The organism is Streptomyces sp. NPDC097129, from assembly GCF_055668065.1.
The window spans coordinates 163,735-178,585 of the sequence record NZ_JBVOQE010000010.1 but is presented as its reverse complement, the minus strand read 5'-3'; the positions used below and the strand labels follow the sequence as shown (position 1 = coordinate 178,585).

Here is a 14,851-nt window from a genome sequence, read left to right as displayed (position 1 = left end):
GTACGGCGCCCTTCTCACGCCGTAGAGTTGCGCGCACGCCATCCACAAGATCGACCGATTACGAGGCCCTATCGTGCGCCGACGCTCCTTGATGATCGCCGTACCCGCCGGACTGGTCACCCTCGCCGGTTGCGGCGACGACAAGTCCGACTCGAGCAAGGCCGGCAACAGCGCGTCGCCCTCGGCGCCGCAGCCGTCGGCCGCGCCGCCTCCCAAGCTCGTCGCCGGTCCGCTTCCGGCGATCACCGCGGGCACGAAGTTCGGCGAGAAACCGACGGTCGCGAAGGGCAGCGGCGCGCCGTCGAAGGACATCGCGGTGAAGACGCTGATCACCGGCAGCGGTCGCACCATCGCGGAGAAGGACTTCATCCAGGCGGATTTCCTGGCCCAGATCTGGGACACCGGCAAGGTGCTCGCCAACTCCTACGACAGCAAGACGCCGCTGCTCGCCCAGCTCGCCCAGGGGCAGACCTGGGAGGGCTGGCGGTTCGCGCTGCCCGGGAAGAAGGTCGGCAGCCGGGTGGAGCTGTCCGTGCCGCCGACCTGGGCCTTCGGCCCGCAGGGCAACCCGCAGGCGGGTGTGAAGGGCACCGACACGCTGGTGTTCGTGGTCGATCTGAAGGACGTGTTCAACGCCAAGAGCTCCGCCCAGGGCAAGAAGGTCCCGCAGAACGACGCGGCGCTGCCCAAGGTGGGGACGAACACGGACGGTAAGGCCCCGTCCGTCGACGTGCCCAAGACGAGCCCGCCGAAGAAGCTCGTGGCGAACTACGTCCTGGAGGGCGACGGCGAGGTGGTCAAGGCCGAGAACACAGTGCTCGTGCAGTACAAGGGCGTGCTGTGGGACACCGGCAAGGAGTTCGACTCCACGTACGGCCGCAAGTCGCTGACCTCCTTCTCCCTCCAGCAGGTCGTCAAGGGCTGGGGCCAGGGCCTGACCGGCAAGAAGGTCGGCAGCCGCGTCATGATCGTCATCCCGCCGGCCCTGGGTTACGGCAACAATCCCCCGCCCGGCAGCGGCATCAAGAAGGACTCCACGATGGTGTTCACGGTGGACATCCTGGCGAAGATGTGACGCCCTCGCCGGTTCTGCCGCCCGCCGCGGGCGCCGATCCGGTGGGGATGACAGACTGTCCGCGTTCCGTGTCGTAGATATGCAGGAGCTTCAAGACGTGAGCATCGACAAGCCCGAGATCGACTTCCCGGGCGGCCAGCCCCCGGCTGACCTCGAGATCAAGGACATCTGGGAGGGCGACGGCCCGGAGGCCAAGGCGGGCGACACCGTCCAGGTCCACTACGTGGGCGTGGCCTTCTCCACCGGCGAGGAGTTCGACGCCTCCTGGAACCGCGGCGCCCCGCTGCGCTTCCAGCTCGGTGTCGGTCAGGTCATCAGCGGCTGGGACCGGGGTGTGCAGGGCATGAAGGTCGGCGGGCGTCGCCAGCTGACCATCCCGCCGCACCTCGCCTACGGCGACCGCGGCGCCGGCAGCGCGATCAAGCCGGGCGAGACGCTGATCTTCGTCTGCGACCTGGTCTCGGTCTGATCGGCACACGATCACAGCTGATCACCTGGGGTCCATGCCTGTACGGGCATGGACCCTCGGCTTTTGCCAGCGCCCCACGGAGCGGTACGGTCATCGATCGTAAGGACCCTAGGGAGGCGAAGCGCGTCGATGGCCATTGCCAAGGCCGAGCGGCTGATGAACCTGGCGCTGTGTCTGCTCGGGACGCGGCGGCCGCTCAGCAAGCGTGAGCTGCGCGAGTCCATCGAGGCGTACGTCGAGGCGTTCGGGCCGGAGAAGGGCGCGGCGGGGTCCGACGACTCCTTCAACCGCATGTTCGAGCGGGACAAGGACGACCTGCGGGAGCTGGGGCTCGTCATCGAGACCGTGGAGGGCGTCGACGGCGAGGTCGGTTATCTCGCCCGCCGTGACTCCAACCGGCTGCCGCCCATCACCCTCGACGCCGAGGAGGCCGCCGCCCTCGGTCTGGCCGCCAAGGTCTGGCAGCAGGCCCGCCTCGCCGGGGCCGCCAGCGGCGCCCTGCAGAAGCTGCGCGCGGCCGGGCTGCCCGAGGACGTCGACCCCTACGAGGCGCACAGCGCGCTCGAACCGCGCATCCCGGTGCACGAGGCGGCCTTCGAACCGCTGATGCTGGCCTGCCGCGACCGCCGCCCGGTCGTCTTCGACTACCGCAAGGCGAACGCCGCCCAGCCCGGGACCCGGCACGTCGAGCCGTGGGCGCTGGAGTGCTGGCGCGGCCACTGGTACCTGGCGGGTTTCGACCGCGACCGCGGCGCCGAGCGCGTCTTCCGGCTGTCCCGGATCACCGGCAAGGTCCGCTCCCGTGCCGGGAGGTTCACCGCCCCCGTCCCCGACGTCGTCACGGTCCGGGAGACGGTCGCGAGCTGGGCCGGCGAGACCGCCGACCGCAGCGCCCTGATCCGGCTGCGCTCCGGCGCCGGTTACCCCCTTCGGGCGAAGGCCACGGCCGTGCGGGAACTGGGCGACGGCTGGGACGAGTTGGAGATTCCGTACGGGCACGGCCTGGACGCCTGGCTGGTGGAGTTCGGCCCGGACGTGGTGGTGCTGGAGCCCGCCGAGCTGCGGGCCGATGTCGTGGACCGGCTGCGGGCCGTGGCCAAGGGCTGAGGGGGAGCGGAGCGAGACGTGGCAGGCAAACCGGTCAGGCCCACGAGCGCCATCGACCAGACCCGGCGGATGCTGTCCCTGGTGACGTATCTCCGGGAGCGTCCCGGTGCCCGGATCGAGGACGTGGCGCGCGCCTTCGGGATCACCGAGGACGAGCTGGTCTCCGACCTCGACGTGCTGCCCATGTGCGGCACCAGCTTCCGCGGCGGCGACCTGCTCGACATCGACACCGACGGCGAGCGCATCTGGTGGCACAACCCGGCCGCGCTCGGCGCGGACGCCGCCGAGCCGCTGCGGCTGGCCGCCGACGAGGCGACCGCGCTGCTGGTCGCCGCCCGCGCGGTGGCGACGCTGCCCGGGCTGCGCGAGAGCGACCGGCAGGCCCTGCTGCGGGCCACCGCCAAGGTGGAGACCGCGGCCGGGGAGGCGGCCGGCGCCAGCTCCCGGCTGTCGGTGACCTTCGAGTCCGAGGGCGGTGTCTTCGCCGACGTCGACCGGGCGATCTCCGAGCGCCGCAGACTGTGGATCCGCTACTACTCGCCGGCCCGGGACGAGGTCACCGAGCGCGAGATCGACCCCATCCGCCTGGTCAGCGTCGGTCACACCTACGTCGAGGCGTGGTGCCGCCGCTCCGAGGCGCGCCGCACCTTCCGGCTGGACCGGGTCGCGGAGATCAGGATTCTCGACGAGCCGTCGGCGCCGCCGGAGATAGAGCTGCGCGATCTGTCGGAGGGGCTGGTCCAGCCGGCCGCCGAGGACCCGGAAGTCGTCGTCGAGGTCGGCCCGGGCGGCCGCTGGGTCGCCGAGTACTACCCGCACGACAGCGCCGAGGAGCTCGCCGACGGCGGTCTGCGGATCACGCTGCGCACTCCGGAGCCGGCCTCGCTGCGCAGGCTGGCGCTGCGGCTCGGCCGGGACGGCCGGATCGTGTCGCCGCCGGAGCTGGCCGGGAGTGCCCGCCGCGCGGCCCGCGACGCCCTGACGGCCTACGACGGCATGGAGGCCGAGGGGACGCAGGCGCCGCACGCGTCGCCGGGGCCCCGCTCGGTGGCGGCCGGAGCGGGCGAGGTGCAGGACGACAGGCAGGAGCAGAGGCTGTGAGCGAGTCGGCGTCGCCGGGAGTCGTGGGCATGACGGTGGCCTCCGCGTTCGCGGGGATGCGCGGTGTGGCTCCGGTCGTCTTCAGAGCCGGCTGCCCCGACTGCCGGGGGCGGTTCGAGCTCGCGGCGAGCGCCCTGCGCCTGGCCATCGGCGCCTCCAGCCGCACCACGTTCTACTCGTTCACCTGCCCCGAGTGCGGGGCGGCCGTGCGCAAGCCGGCGGGGGAGCGGATCGTGGAGCTGCTCACCGGCGGCGGCGTCCGCACCCTGCGGCTGCACTCGACGGTCTGAGGGCGCGCCTGCGCTGTACGGCGTGCTCCGGCCACGCGTCGGCGCCGGATGCCGGTGATCCGAGGAACCGCTCTGTGTGTCCGGCCCGCGCAAGTCGCCCCCGCCGCAGGGTCTAGGCTCAACGCCATGTTCTGGCCGATGTTCGCGGTAGCTGTGGGTTTCGTGGGTCTCGCCGTCCTCGGTGTGCTGGCCGTCCGGGTGTTTCTGGAGGCGCAGCGGCTGGGGCGGCAGGTGGCGGATTCCACACGACGTATCAACAGGGCGGCCGAGGACCTGGAGCGGGCCACGGCGAGCGCGGCCAGGGCCGTGGATTCGCTGTAACCGCAGGGGTAGGCTGCTGATCGCGGGGCGGAGAACGAGGCCCGCGCCGTGAGCCGGGAGTACGCACGGGGATTGCCTCACGTTTACCCCTGGGCGTTACGATCGCTGCCAGAACGGCTGATCGGACGCGTGTCCGACCAGTCGGACAGCACCCCACCCTGCCGCCTCGGTGAGAAGGTAAAGACTTATGTTCGGAAGGCTCGGAGCCCCCGAGATCATTCTCATCCTCGTCGTCATCGTCCTGCTGTTCGGCGCGAAGAAGCTTCCGGACATGGCCCGCTCGCTCGGCAAGTCCGCGCGCATCCTCAAGAGCGAGGCCAAGGCGATGAAGGAGGAGGGCGGCAGCAGCAACACGTCCGCCCAGGCGCCCACCGACGAGCAGCCCCCCGCGCAGCGCACCATCCAGGCTTCCCCCGGCGACGTCACCAGCGCCCGCCCGGTCAACGAGCCGACGGACACGACCAAGCGCTGACGCAGGGCCGGTGACCTCCGGCCCGCCGCACGAGATGGGAACGTGGGTTGCTGAAGCCTGCCCGCAAGAAGGAGAAGGATCCCGAGGGGCGGATGCCCCTCGCGGAACACCTCCGTGAGCTCCGCAACCGGCTCGCGAAGGCGATGCTGGCCGTCGTCGTCGTCACCGTCGTCGCCGCCTTCTTCTACAACGACATCATCAACTTCCTGACTCAGCCGATCCTCGACTCGGTCGGCTGCGGGAAGAGCTTCGAGGAACTGGCCCGCTCCTCGAGCGACAACCAGCAGTGCGCGCGGATCACCATCAACGGTCTGCTCGCCCCCTTCACGCTGGCCCTGCAGGTGTCCCTGATGGCGGGCGTCGTCTTCGCCTCGCCGATCTGGCTGTACCAGCTGTGGGCGTTCGTCGCGCCGGGTCTGCACCGGCACGAGAAGAAGTACGCCTACGCGTTCGTGGGCACCGGCGTCCCGCTCTTCCTCAGCGGCGGCTACTTCGCCTACCGGGTGCTGCCCACCACCGCGAAGGTGCTCATCGACTTCACGCCGCATGGCGTGGACAACCTGCTGCCGCTGGACGACCTGCTCCAGCTGGTCACCCGCATGGTGATCGTCTTCGGGCTCTCCTTCGAGCTGCCCCTGCTGCTGGTGATGCTCAATCTCACCGGAGTGATCACTGGCCGGCGCATGCTCGGCTGGTGGCGCGGCATGATCCTCGGCATCACCATTTTCGCCGCCGTCGCCACGCCCAGCACGGACCCGCTGTCCATGCTGGCGCTGTCCGGGCCGATCTGGGTGCTGTACTTCGGCGCGGTGGCCTTCTCCCTGCTCAACGACCGCCGCAAGGCCCGCCGTGAGGCCGAGGGTCCCGACGACGACGAGGCGTCGGAGCTGGACCTCACGCCCGAGGCCATAGAGGAGGCCGAACCGGTCAGCGCCAGCCGCGCGCTGCCGGAGCAGACGAGCACGGAACGCGTCAACGGATACGACGACGTGACCTGACAGGCTCCGCACGACCGGCCGTCCCGCAGCGCGGGGCGGCCGGTTCGCCGTTTCCGGCCCCGCACCGGCGGCAACCCCGCTGAGCTGGGCGTACGGCAGGATTCACAGCAGGAGATCCGGTTAATGATCGTCCTGTTGTCAGTGCGGCCCGGTACGGTGGAAAGCACGATGACACAGGACCTCTCACCGGCCGAGCGGTACGCGGCAGCACGCAGGCGAGCTGCCGAGCAGGCCACCGCCCTCGCGTCCTTCCGCGAGATGTACGACTTCGGTCTCGACCCCTTCCAGATCGAGGCGTGCAAGGCGCTCGAGGCGGGGAAGGGCGTGCTGGTCGCCGCGCCCACCGGCTCCGGCAAGACGATCGTGGGCGAGTTCGCCGTCCACCTCGCCCTCGAGCAGGGCAAGAAGTGCTTCTACACCACGCCCATCAAGGCGCTGTCCAACCAGAAGTACGCCGACCTGTGCCGGCGCTACGGCCAGGCGAAGGTCGGCCTGCTGACCGGCGACAACAGCGTCAACTCCGACGCCCCGGTGGTCGTGATGACCACCGAGGTGCTGCGGAACATGCTGTACGCGGGCTCCCAGACGCTGCTGGGCCTCGGGTACGTGGTCATGGACGAGGTGCACTACCTCTCCGACCGCTTCCGTGGCGCCGTATGGGAAGAGGTGATCATTCACCTGCCCGAGTCGGTGACGCTGGTGTCGCTGTCGGCGACCGTGTCCAACGCCGAGGAGTTCGGCGACTGGCTGGACACCGTCCGCGGGGACACCGAGGTGATCGTCTCCGAGCACCGGCCGGTGCCGCTGTTCCAGCACGTCCTGGCCGGGCGGCGGATGTACGACCTGTTCGAGGAGGGCGAGGGCCAGCGCAAGGCGGTCAACCCCGACCTGATGCGCATGGCGCGGATGGAGGCGAGCCGCCCGTCCTTCCAGGACCGCAGACGCGGCCGCAGCATGCGGGAGGCCGACCGGGAGCGGGAGCGCCGCCAGCGCTCGCGCATCTGGACGCCGGGGCGGCCGGAGGTCATCGAGCGGCTGGACGCCGAGGGCCTGCTGCCCGCGATCACGTTCATCTTCTCCCGCGCCGCCTGTCAGGCGGCCGTCGAGCAGTGCCTGTACGCGGGCCTTCGGCTCAACGACGACGAGGGCCGTGAAAAGGTGCGCGCGCTCGTCGAGGAGCGCACGGCGTCCATCCCGCCCGAGGACCTGCACGTCCTCGGCTACTACGAGTGGCTGGAGGGCCTGGAGCGGGGCATAGCGGCGCACCACGCGGGCATGCTGCCGACCTTCAAGGAGGTCGTGGAGGAGCTGTTCGTGCGCGGCCTGGTCAAGGCGGTCTTCGCCACCGAGACCCTCGCGCTCGGCATCAACATGCCCGCCCGCTCCGTGGTCCTGGAGAAGCTCGTCAAGTGGAACGGCGAGCAGCACGCCGACATCACCCCCGGCGAGTACACGCAGCTGACCGGGCGGGCCGGCCGGCGCGGCATCGACGTCGAGGGCCACGCCGTGGTGCTGTGGCAGCGCGGCATGAACCCCGAGCACCTCGCAGGGCTCGCGGGCACGCGCACGTACCCGCTGCGCTCCAGCTTCAAGCCGTCGTACAACATGGCGGTCAACCTGGTCGAGCAGTTCGGGCGGCACCGCTCGCGTGAGCTGCTGGAGACGTCGTTCGCGCAGTTCCAGGCCGACAAGTCGGTCGTGGGGATCTCCCGGCAGGTGCAGCGCAACGAGGAGGGTCTGGAGGGCTACAAGCAGTCCATGACCTGCCACCTCGGCGACTTCGAGGAGTACGCGCGGCTGCGCCGCGAGCTGAAGGACCGCGAGAACGAACTGGCCCGCCAGGGCGCCAGCCAGCGGCGCGCCGAGGCCGCCGTCGCGCTCGAGAAGCTCAAGCCGGGCGACGTCATCCACGTCCCGACGGGCAAGTACGCCGGCCTCGCCCTGGTGCTGGACCCCGGGCTGCCGGCCGGGCGTTCCAACGGCCACCGCGGCTTCGACGCCCACGACGGTCCGCGTCCGCTGGTGCTGACCGCCGAGCGGCAGGTCAAGCGGCTGGCCTCCATGGACTTCCCGGTGCCGGTGGAGCCGCTGGAGCGGATGCGGATCCCGAAGTCGTTCAACCCGCGCTCCCCGCAGTCCCGGCGCGACCTCGCCTCCGCGCTGCGCACCAAGGCCGGGCACATCCCGCCGGAGCGGGCCCGCAAGAAGCGTTCCGAGGCCGCCGACGACCGGGAGATCGCCCGGCTGCGCAAGGCTCTGCGGGCGCATCCCTGCCACGGGTGCGACGAGCGCGAGGACCACGCCCGCTGGGCGGAGCGGTACCACCGGCTGATGCGCGATACCAGGCAGCTGGAGCACCGCATCGAGGGCCGTACGAACACCATCGCGCGCACCTTCGACCGCATCGTGGCGCTGCTGACCGAACTGGACTACCTGCGCGGCGACGAGGTCACCGAGCACGGCAAGCGGCTCGCCCGGCTCTACGGCGAGCTGGACCTGCTGGCCAGCGAGTGCCTGCGCGCCGGCGTCTGGGAGGGCCTGTCACCTGCCGAACTCGCCGCGTGCGTCTCGGCGTTGGTGTTCGAGGCGCGGATGAGCGACGACGCCGTGGCGCCGAAGCTGCCGTCGGGCAAGGCGAAGGCGGCGCTCGGCGAGATGGTGCGGATCTGGGGGCGGCTGGACGCCCTGGAGGAGGACTTCCGCATCAGCCAGACCGAGGGCGTCGGCCAGCGCGAGCCCGACCTCGGCTTCGCCTGGGCCGCCTTCATGTGGGCCTCCGGCAAGGGCCTGGACGAGGTGCTGCGCGAGGCGGAGATGCCGGCCGGCGACTTCGTGCGCTGGTGCAAGCAGGTCATCGACGTCCTGGGCCAGATCCAGGCGGCTGCCCCCGGCGAGAGCTCCACGGTCCCGAAGGCCGCCCGCAAGGCGGTCGAGGGCCTGCTGCGCGGCGTCGTCGCGTACTCGTCGGTGGGCTGAGCGCCGGCTGACCCAACGAACGGGCCCCACCGCCGCGGCGGTGGGGCCCTTCGGCTTCGAGGGACACCCCACCCGTTGCGGTGAGTGATGTCGTACGCCCTTTCTCCGTCACGCATCGTGTGCGAGCCGATTCGAAGCGTGCAAATGGGGTCGAGCGTACTCCTGTCACGGGAGGGACCGTAGCGGCTTCCCGAACATGTCCCGGCGATGATCTGGTCGGACTAAGCTCGCCCGCAGCGCACCGAGTTGAGGCGTATTCGTGCGCTTGTTCCCTTAAACCTCGTTTCTTCCCCAAAACTCCTTAGATTCAAGGACCTGCATGGTGAGCGTCCAATCCCCTCCTCGTCGCCGTGAACTCCCCTCCGCCGGCGTGCTGTTGCTGCCCGTCATAGCGATGGCCGCGGCGACCGGGGCCGCCGTCGCCCTGGTCGCCGAACCGGCCCGGCCGGCCGTGGCCCTGTGCGGCGGCATCGCCACCGTCCTGGTCGCCCTGACGGCCGCCGAAGCGCTGCGCCGCGGCCGCCGGTTGCGCGCCCAGCATGCCGAACACGCCCGTCACACCGCGTATCTGGAACAGCGCCTCGCCACCGCCGATGCCGACGAGCACCGCCTCGCCTACGAACTCCTGCCGGTCGCCGTCGAGTATCTGCGCCGCGGAAATTCACTTTTCGACACCACCCGCGACATCCTCGACGGCGATTCACGCTTTCGGGGGCTGCGCGAGGCCGGCCGCGAGGTCATCCTCACCGTGCTGCGCATCCTCGACCACGAGGAGAACCTGCGCGACTCCCAGCAGCGCGCCTTCGTCAGCGTCGCCCGCCGCGTCCAGGCCATCGTCCACCAGCAGTTCAAGGAACTGCGGGAGATGGAGGAGGACCACGGCCGCAGCCCCGAGGTCTTCGACGACCTGCTGCGCATCGACCACGGCACCTCGCTGATCGGCCGCCTCGCCGACTCCGTCTCCGTCCTCGGCGGCGGCCGCCCCGGCCGGCAGTGGCCCGAACCCGTGCCGCTGTACAGCGTGTTGCGCGGCGCCATGTCGCGCATCCTGGAATACCGCCGCATCTCGCTCGACAACATTGCCAAGGTCAACGTGCGCGGCATCTCCGTCGAGCCGGTCATCCACGCCTGCGCCGAGCTGCTCGACAACGCCACCCGCTACTCGCCGCCGCAGACCAAGGTGCACGTCACCGCCACCGAGGTGCAGACCGGCGTCGCCATCGAGATCGAGGACGCCGGCGTCAGCCTCACCGAGGAGTCCCGCGGCCGCCTCGAGGGCATCCTGCAGCGCGCCATGGCCGGCGTCGACCTGAACATCCTCGGTGAGGCGCCGCGCCTGGGCCTCGCCGTCGTCGGCCGCCTGTGCACGGCGCACGACATGCAGATCTCCCTGCGCTCGTCCGCCTACGGCGGTGTCCGCGCCGTACTGATCGTGCCGAGCGCCATGCTCACCAGCCACCCCGCGCCCGGCTTCGCGCACGGCGTCGGCGCCACCTCCCTGCCCGCGATCGGTCCCGACGTGGCCGAGGGCCCCAAGCGCCCGCCGAAGAAGCGCCGCCCGACCAACCCGCGCATTCCGGAGAACCTGTCCCTGGAAGACGACGTCCCCGTGGTCACCGAGTGGACCGAGAAGGGCCTGCCGCAGCGACGCAGCAAGGCCGTCATCCCGATCACCGAGCTGCGCGCCCAGCAGTACGCCGAACAGGACCGCCTCGAACGTGAGGAACGCGAGGCGCGCGAGCGTGAGGCCACCGTCTGGGCGCAGTCCCGCACCGAGCCCGAGCCCGAGCCGAAGCGGGACGAGCCTGCCCCGGGCCTGTGGGTCGAGGCGTTCTGGGACGGGCTGAAGAAGGACCTGCCGCCCGGCACCCACCCCACCGAGTTCACGCGCAACCCCAGCGCGTTCAGCTACCTGCTCAACGACAAGGCCCGCCCCGAGGGCAACGACGAAGGGGATCTGACGTGATCCAGCAGCGACAGAACTTCGACTGGATGCTCAAGGAGCTCTACGACAGCGTTCCGGGCATCGAGATGATCGTGGTGCTGTCCGCCGACGGCCTGCGCATCGCCCGTTACAGCGGCGACCCCGACGCCGCCGACCGCGTCGCCGCCGCCTGCGCCGGCCTGCAGAGCCTGGCCGGCGCCGTCGCCCAGGAACTGCCCGCCAGCAGCGGCGAGATGAAGCTGGTCGTCGTCGAACTCGACCGTGGCTACTTCTATCTGATGGCCGCCGGCGCCAACGCCTACCTCGCCGTGCTCTCCGACATCCGCTGCGAGCCCGGCGCGATGAGCCACTACATGCGCGACCTCGTGCTGCGCATCGGGGACCACCTGACCAGCCCGCCCCGGCGGGGTGGGCAGCCCGTATGACGCCTCCGCGACGCCAGAGGCGACAGCGCAAGGAGCCGACCGCGCCCGTGCCGCCGCCCCAGCCGGCCCCGCAGGAGGGCGACGGGAAGGCACCCGAACGGCTGTACATCATCACGGGCGCCGAGGGCGACCGGGCCAAACTCGACCTGGTCACCTTGATCGTGGCGCACGCCGACGCGCCGTCGTCGGCCACGCCCGAGCAGAGCGCGGTGCTCCGGCTGTGCGCCGCCCCCCTGTCCGTGGCCGAACTCTCGGCCTATCTGCAGCTGCCGTTCAGCGCGATGACCGCGCTGCTCACGGAGATGCTGGCCGGGGAGCTGGTGCACGCGCGCGCCCCGATCGTCCGCCAGCAGCTGCCCGACCGATCCCTTCTCGAAGCGGTGATGCATGGACTTGAAAGGCTCTGACATCCTCCCCGGCCCACGCGCGGAGGACCATCTGCCGCAGTCCACCCAGGCAGCGGCGAAGATCGTGATCGTGGGCGGTTTCGGTGTCGGCAAGACCACCATGGTCGGCTCGGTCAGTGAGATCAAACCGCTGACCACCGAGGAGACCATGACCCAGGCCGGCGTCGGGGTCGACGACAACTTCGGCTCGGAGACGAAGACCGCCACCACCGTGGCCATGGACTTCGGCCGTATCCGCGTCTCCGACCAGGTCGTGCTGTACCTGTTCGGCACCCCCGGCCAGGAGCGTTTCTGGTTCCTGTGGGACCGGCTGTTCCAGGGCGCCCTGGGCGCCGTCGTCCTGCTCGACACCCGCCGCCTGGAGGTCAGTTACGAGGTCATGGGACGGCTGGAGGAGCGCGGCGTGCCGTTCGTGGTCGCCGTCAACACCTTCCCCGACGCGCCCCGCTACCAGGTCGAGGACCTGCGGCAGGCGCTCGACCTGGTCCCGGGCATCCCGATCCTCGAATGCGACGCCCGCCGGCGCGCCTCCAGCCGTGACGTCCTGCTGACGCTGATGCGGTTCCTGACCGGCCTGTCGGCGGCCGGCCGGCTCACCTGACGCCCGTACCCCTTCGCATACCCCTTCGCAGTGTTTCTCCCCTTCCCCGGAGCGACCCCCCTTCCCGGAGCGACCCCGTGACGCCTGAATCCCTGTCCACGACCGGAACGGACGACCCCGCCCTGAGTCCGCCGCCCGGCTGCCCCGCCCATGCCAAGGGCCCCGGCGGGCTGCACCGGCTCCACGGCCCCGGAGCCGAGGACCTGGGCGAGCTGTATGAGCATCTGCGCGAGGAGTACGGGCCGGTGGCGCCCGTCCTGCTGCCCGAGGACGTCCCCATGTGGGTGGTCCTCGGGCACGCCGAGAACCTCCAACTCGTGCGCTCGCCGGGCCAGTTCTGCCGCGACAGCCGTATCTGGACGCCGCTGAACGAAGGCATGGTCAAGCCCGACCACCCGCTCATGCCGCACATCGCCTGGGAGCCCATCTGCTCCTACGCCGAGGGCGACGAGCACCTGCGGCTGCGCGGCGCGGTCACCGGCGCCATGACGACCATCGACCACCGCAGCCTGCGCCGCCACATCACCCGGTACACGCAGATCCTCGTCAACAGCTTCTGCGAGATCGGGGAAGCGGACCTCGTCGGCCAGTTCGCCGAGCACCTGCCGATGGCGGTGATGTGCGAGATCTTCGGCATGGCCGAGGAGTACAACGACCGGATCGTGCAGGCCGCCCGCGACATGCTCCGCGGCACCGAGACCGCCATCGCCAGCCACGCCTACGTCATGGACGTGCTGCAGCGCCTCACCGCGCGCCGCCGCGCCGAGCCGCAGCACGACTTCGCCAGCCAGTTGATCCGCCACCCCGCCGGACTCACGGACGACGAGGTCACCAAGCACCTGTGGCTGGTCCTCATGGCGGCCTACGAGGCGACCGCCAACCTCCTCGCCAACGTGCTGCTCATGGTCATCACCGACGACCGCTTCTACGCCAAGCTCAACGGCGGCCAGATGACCGTGCCGGAGGCGGTGGAGCAGTCCCTGTGGGACGAGCCCCCGTTCAGCACCGTCTTCGCCTACTACGCCAAGCAGGACACCGAACTGGGCGGCCAGCGCATCCGCAAGGGCGACGGGCTGCTGTTCGCGCCCGCCGCCGGCAACATCGACCCGCGGGTGCGGCCCGACCTGAGCGCCAACATGCAGGGCAACCGCTCCCACCTCGCCTTCGGCGGCGGGCCGCACGAGTGCCCGGGCCAGGACATCGGCCGCGCCATCGCCGACGCCGGTGTGGACGCGCTGCTGATGCGGCTGCCCGACGTGCAGCTGGACTGCGACGAGGACGAACTGCGCTGGACGGAGTCGATCGCCTCCCGGCACCTGGTCGAGCTGCCGGTGCGGTTCGACCCCAAGGCGCCGCAGGACGTGAAGGCCGCGCCGAGCCTGCACGGGCAGCGGCAGCCGCAGCGTCCCCCGGTGTGGCAGGTGACCGTGCCCCAGCCGGGGCCCGCGGCCGCGCCGACCGCCCCTTCGGCGGCCACCGCCGTGTCGGCTCCGCCGCTCGCGCCGCCCCAGTACGCTCCCACCGCCCCGCCGCCGCCCGTGCAGCCCTTGCTGCCGCAGCCGGAACCGGCCCGGCCGCGCGGTGTGTGGCAGCGTCTCCTGCGCTGGTGGCGGGGGAACTGACCGCCGGACCCGCAGGGGGTCCACGGCTGCGCTCTCGCGGCCCGGCCGGCGGGCGTCCAGGTGGCTTGACCTGCGAGCGCGGACGACAGGGTCTAGCCGGCCGCCCAGGCGTCGTACGACGTCCAGGCCGCGAGGGTGCGGCCACTGCGGAAGCGGTGCTCCGCCCCCGTGACCGGATCGGTGAACTCCAGCTCGCGTGCCAGCAGTTGCAGCGGGCGCCGGAAGTCACCGGGCGGGACGGGGGCGGTCACCCGCGGGTAGAGCGGATCGCCGAGGATCGGCACGCCGAGCGCGTTCATGTGCACCCGCAGCTGGTGCGTCTGGCCGGTGGCGGGCACCAGCCGGTACCGGCCCAGCCCGCCCCGTTGTCCGGCCAGCTCGATCCGGCTGACCGCGTTCGGCTCGCCGGGCACCTCCCGCGCCGTGAGCACCCCGCGCTCCTTCACGATCCGGCTGCGCACCGTCACCGGCAGCAGCGGCGCAGCGTCGCAGGGGGCGACCGCCTCGTACACCTTGCGCACCCGCCGGTCGTGGAACAGCGTCTGGTAGGCGCCGCGTTCCTCGGGGCGCACCGTGAACAGCACCAGCCCGGCCGTGAGCCGGTCCAGCCGGTGCGCGGCGGTCAGCGCCTCGATGCCGAGGTCCCGGCGCAGCCGGGCCAGGGCGGTCTCGGAGACATGGCTGCCGCGCGGGGTGGTGGCCAGGAAGTGCGGCTTGTCGGCGACGACGATGTGCTCGTCGCGGTACACGACGTCGACCGCGAACGGCACCGGCACCTCCGGGGCGAGCTCCCGGTGGAACCACACGAACATCCCCGGTACGTACGGGGCGTCCGGCGCCACCGGCCGCCCGTCGGCCCCGACGATCAGACCGGCATCGGACATCGCCTCGATCACCCCGGCGTCGGCCCCGCTGAGCCGCTCCACGAGGTACTCCCGGACGGTGGCCCACGCCCCGGTTCCCGGCAGCCGTACCCGCACCGGGTCCACCCCGTCGAGCTGGGGCAGCGGCGAGGGCGGGGGCGGGGTGCGACGTCTCATCG

The 14,851-nt window shown here is 71.3% G+C and carries 15 protein-coding genes; 14 read left to right on the top strand and 1 reads right to left on the bottom strand.

Features of this window, described 5'->3' with window-relative positions; translation table 11 throughout:
- Positions 1–73: 73 nt before the first annotated feature.
- The 14 genes from AC0B9F_RS27290 (at position 74) to AC0B9F_RS27225 (ending at position 13,809) form a co-directional block, all read left to right on the top strand.
- On the top strand, positions 74–1,075 hold the full coding sequence (locus tag AC0B9F_RS27290; protein ID WP_472007028.1) for an FKBP-type peptidyl-prolyl cis-trans isomerase: 1,002 nt from the start codon (positions 74–76) through the stop codon (positions 1,073–1,075).
- Positions 1,076–1,172: 97 nt separating this feature from the next.
- Positions 1,173–1,544 (top strand): FKBP-type peptidyl-prolyl cis-trans isomerase, encoded by a 372-nt coding sequence (locus tag AC0B9F_RS27285; RefSeq protein WP_472007026.1) that lies wholly within the window; start codon positions 1,173–1,175, stop codon positions 1,542–1,544.
- 129 nt (positions 1,545–1,673) lie between these two features.
- Positions 1,674–2,651 carry a helix-turn-helix transcriptional regulator gene (locus AC0B9F_RS27280; protein WP_472007024.1) on the top strand — a complete coding sequence of 326 codons (978 nt, stop codon included), beginning with the start codon at positions 1,674–1,676 and terminating at the stop codon, positions 2,649–2,651.
- An 18-nt stretch (positions 2,652–2,669) separates the two neighbouring features.
- On the top strand, positions 2,670–3,752 hold the full coding sequence (locus tag AC0B9F_RS27275; protein WP_472007022.1) for a helix-turn-helix transcriptional regulator: 1,083 nt from the start codon (positions 2,670–2,672) through the stop codon (positions 3,750–3,752).
- On the top strand, positions 3,749–4,042 hold the full coding sequence (locus AC0B9F_RS27270; RefSeq protein WP_472007020.1) for a hypothetical protein: 294 nt from the start codon (positions 3,749–3,751) through the stop codon (positions 4,040–4,042). Before AC0B9F_RS27275 ends, AC0B9F_RS27270 begins: the two co-directional genes overlap by 4 nt.
- A gap of 126 nt (positions 4,043–4,168) precedes the next feature.
- The gene (locus AC0B9F_RS27265; protein ID WP_361625446.1) at positions 4,169–4,363 is read left to right on the top strand and encodes a hypothetical protein; all 195 of its coding nucleotides are present in this window, start codon (positions 4,169–4,171) and stop codon (positions 4,361–4,363) included.
- A gap of 187 nt (positions 4,364–4,550) precedes the next feature.
- Entirely contained in the window at positions 4,551–4,835 is a 285-nt protein-coding gene (gene tatA, locus AC0B9F_RS27260) for a Sec-independent protein translocase subunit TatA (protein ID WP_472007019.1), read from the top strand.
- Positions 4,836–4,882: 47 nt separating this feature from the next.
- Positions 4,883–5,833 (top strand): twin-arginine translocase subunit TatC, encoded by a 951-nt coding sequence (gene tatC / locus AC0B9F_RS27255; RefSeq protein WP_472007017.1) that lies wholly within the window; start codon positions 4,883–4,885, stop codon positions 5,831–5,833.
- Between the two features lie 123 nt (positions 5,834–5,956).
- On the top strand, positions 5,957–8,809 hold the full coding sequence (locus AC0B9F_RS27250) for a DEAD/DEAH box helicase (RefSeq protein ID WP_472007016.1): 2,853 nt from the start codon (positions 5,957–5,959) through the stop codon (positions 8,807–8,809).
- 319 nt (positions 8,810–9,128) lie between these two features.
- Positions 9,129–10,775, top strand: coding sequence for a sensor histidine kinase (locus tag AC0B9F_RS27245; protein ID WP_472007014.1), 1,647 nt, complete (start codon positions 9,129–9,131; stop codon positions 10,773–10,775).
- Positions 10,772–11,179, top strand: a complete 408-nt coding sequence (locus tag AC0B9F_RS27240) for a roadblock/LC7 domain-containing protein (RefSeq protein WP_472007012.1) — start codon at positions 10,772–10,774, stop codon at positions 11,177–11,179. The genes AC0B9F_RS27245 and AC0B9F_RS27240 overlap by 4 nt, the downstream gene beginning before the upstream one ends.
- Positions 11,176–11,586, top strand: a complete 411-nt coding sequence (locus AC0B9F_RS27235; RefSeq protein WP_472007010.1) for a DUF742 domain-containing protein — start codon at positions 11,176–11,178, stop codon at positions 11,584–11,586. The genes AC0B9F_RS27240 and AC0B9F_RS27235 overlap by 4 nt, the downstream gene beginning before the upstream one ends.
- Positions 11,567–12,187, top strand: a complete 621-nt coding sequence (locus tag AC0B9F_RS27230; protein WP_472007009.1) for a GTP-binding protein — start codon at positions 11,567–11,569, stop codon at positions 12,185–12,187. Before AC0B9F_RS27235 ends, AC0B9F_RS27230 begins: the two co-directional genes overlap by 20 nt.
- A gap of 77 nt (positions 12,188–12,264) precedes the next feature.
- On the top strand, positions 12,265–13,809 hold the full coding sequence (locus tag AC0B9F_RS27225) for a cytochrome P450 (RefSeq protein WP_472007006.1): 1,545 nt from the start codon (positions 12,265–12,267) through the stop codon (positions 13,807–13,809).
- A gap of 92 nt (positions 13,810–13,901) precedes the next feature.
- Here AC0B9F_RS27225 and AC0B9F_RS27220 read toward each other — a convergent pair whose 3' ends face one another.
- Positions 13,902–14,849 (bottom strand): RluA family pseudouridine synthase, encoded by a 948-nt coding sequence (locus tag AC0B9F_RS27220; RefSeq protein ID WP_472007004.1) that lies wholly within the window; start codon positions 14,847–14,849, stop codon positions 13,902–13,904.
- Positions 14,850–14,851: the final 2 nt, after the last annotated feature.

Bases quoted from the DNA above. Each gene is read 5' to 3' on its own strand.
- AC0B9F_RS27280 (WP_472007024.1), top strand. From the start codon at position 1,674: ATGGCCATTGCCAAGGCCGAGCGGCTGATGAACCTGGCGCTGTGTCTG.
- AC0B9F_RS27265 (WP_361625446.1), top strand. From the start codon at position 4,169: ATGTTCTGGCCGATGTTCGCGGTAGCTGTGGGTTTCGTGGGTCTCGCC.
- tatA (WP_472007019.1), top strand. From the start codon at position 4,551: ATGTTCGGAAGGCTCGGAGCCCCCGAGATCATTCTCATCCTCGTCGTC.
- AC0B9F_RS27250 (WP_472007016.1), top strand. From the start codon at position 5,957: ATGATCGTCCTGTTGTCAGTGCGGCCCGGTACGGTGGAAAGCACGATG.
- AC0B9F_RS27245 (WP_472007014.1), top strand. From the start codon at position 9,129: ATGGTGAGCGTCCAATCCCCTCCTCGTCGCCGTGAACTCCCCTCCGCC.
- AC0B9F_RS27235 (WP_472007010.1), top strand. From the start codon at position 11,176: ATGACGCCTCCGCGACGCCAGAGGCGACAGCGCAAGGAGCCGACCGCG.
- AC0B9F_RS27230 (WP_472007009.1), top strand. From the start codon at position 11,567: ATGGACTTGAAAGGCTCTGACATCCTCCCCGGCCCACGCGCGGAGGAC.
- AC0B9F_RS27220 (WP_472007004.1), bottom strand. From the start codon at position 14,849: ATGAGACGTCGCACCCCGCCCCCGCCCTCGCCGCTGCCCCAGCTCGAC.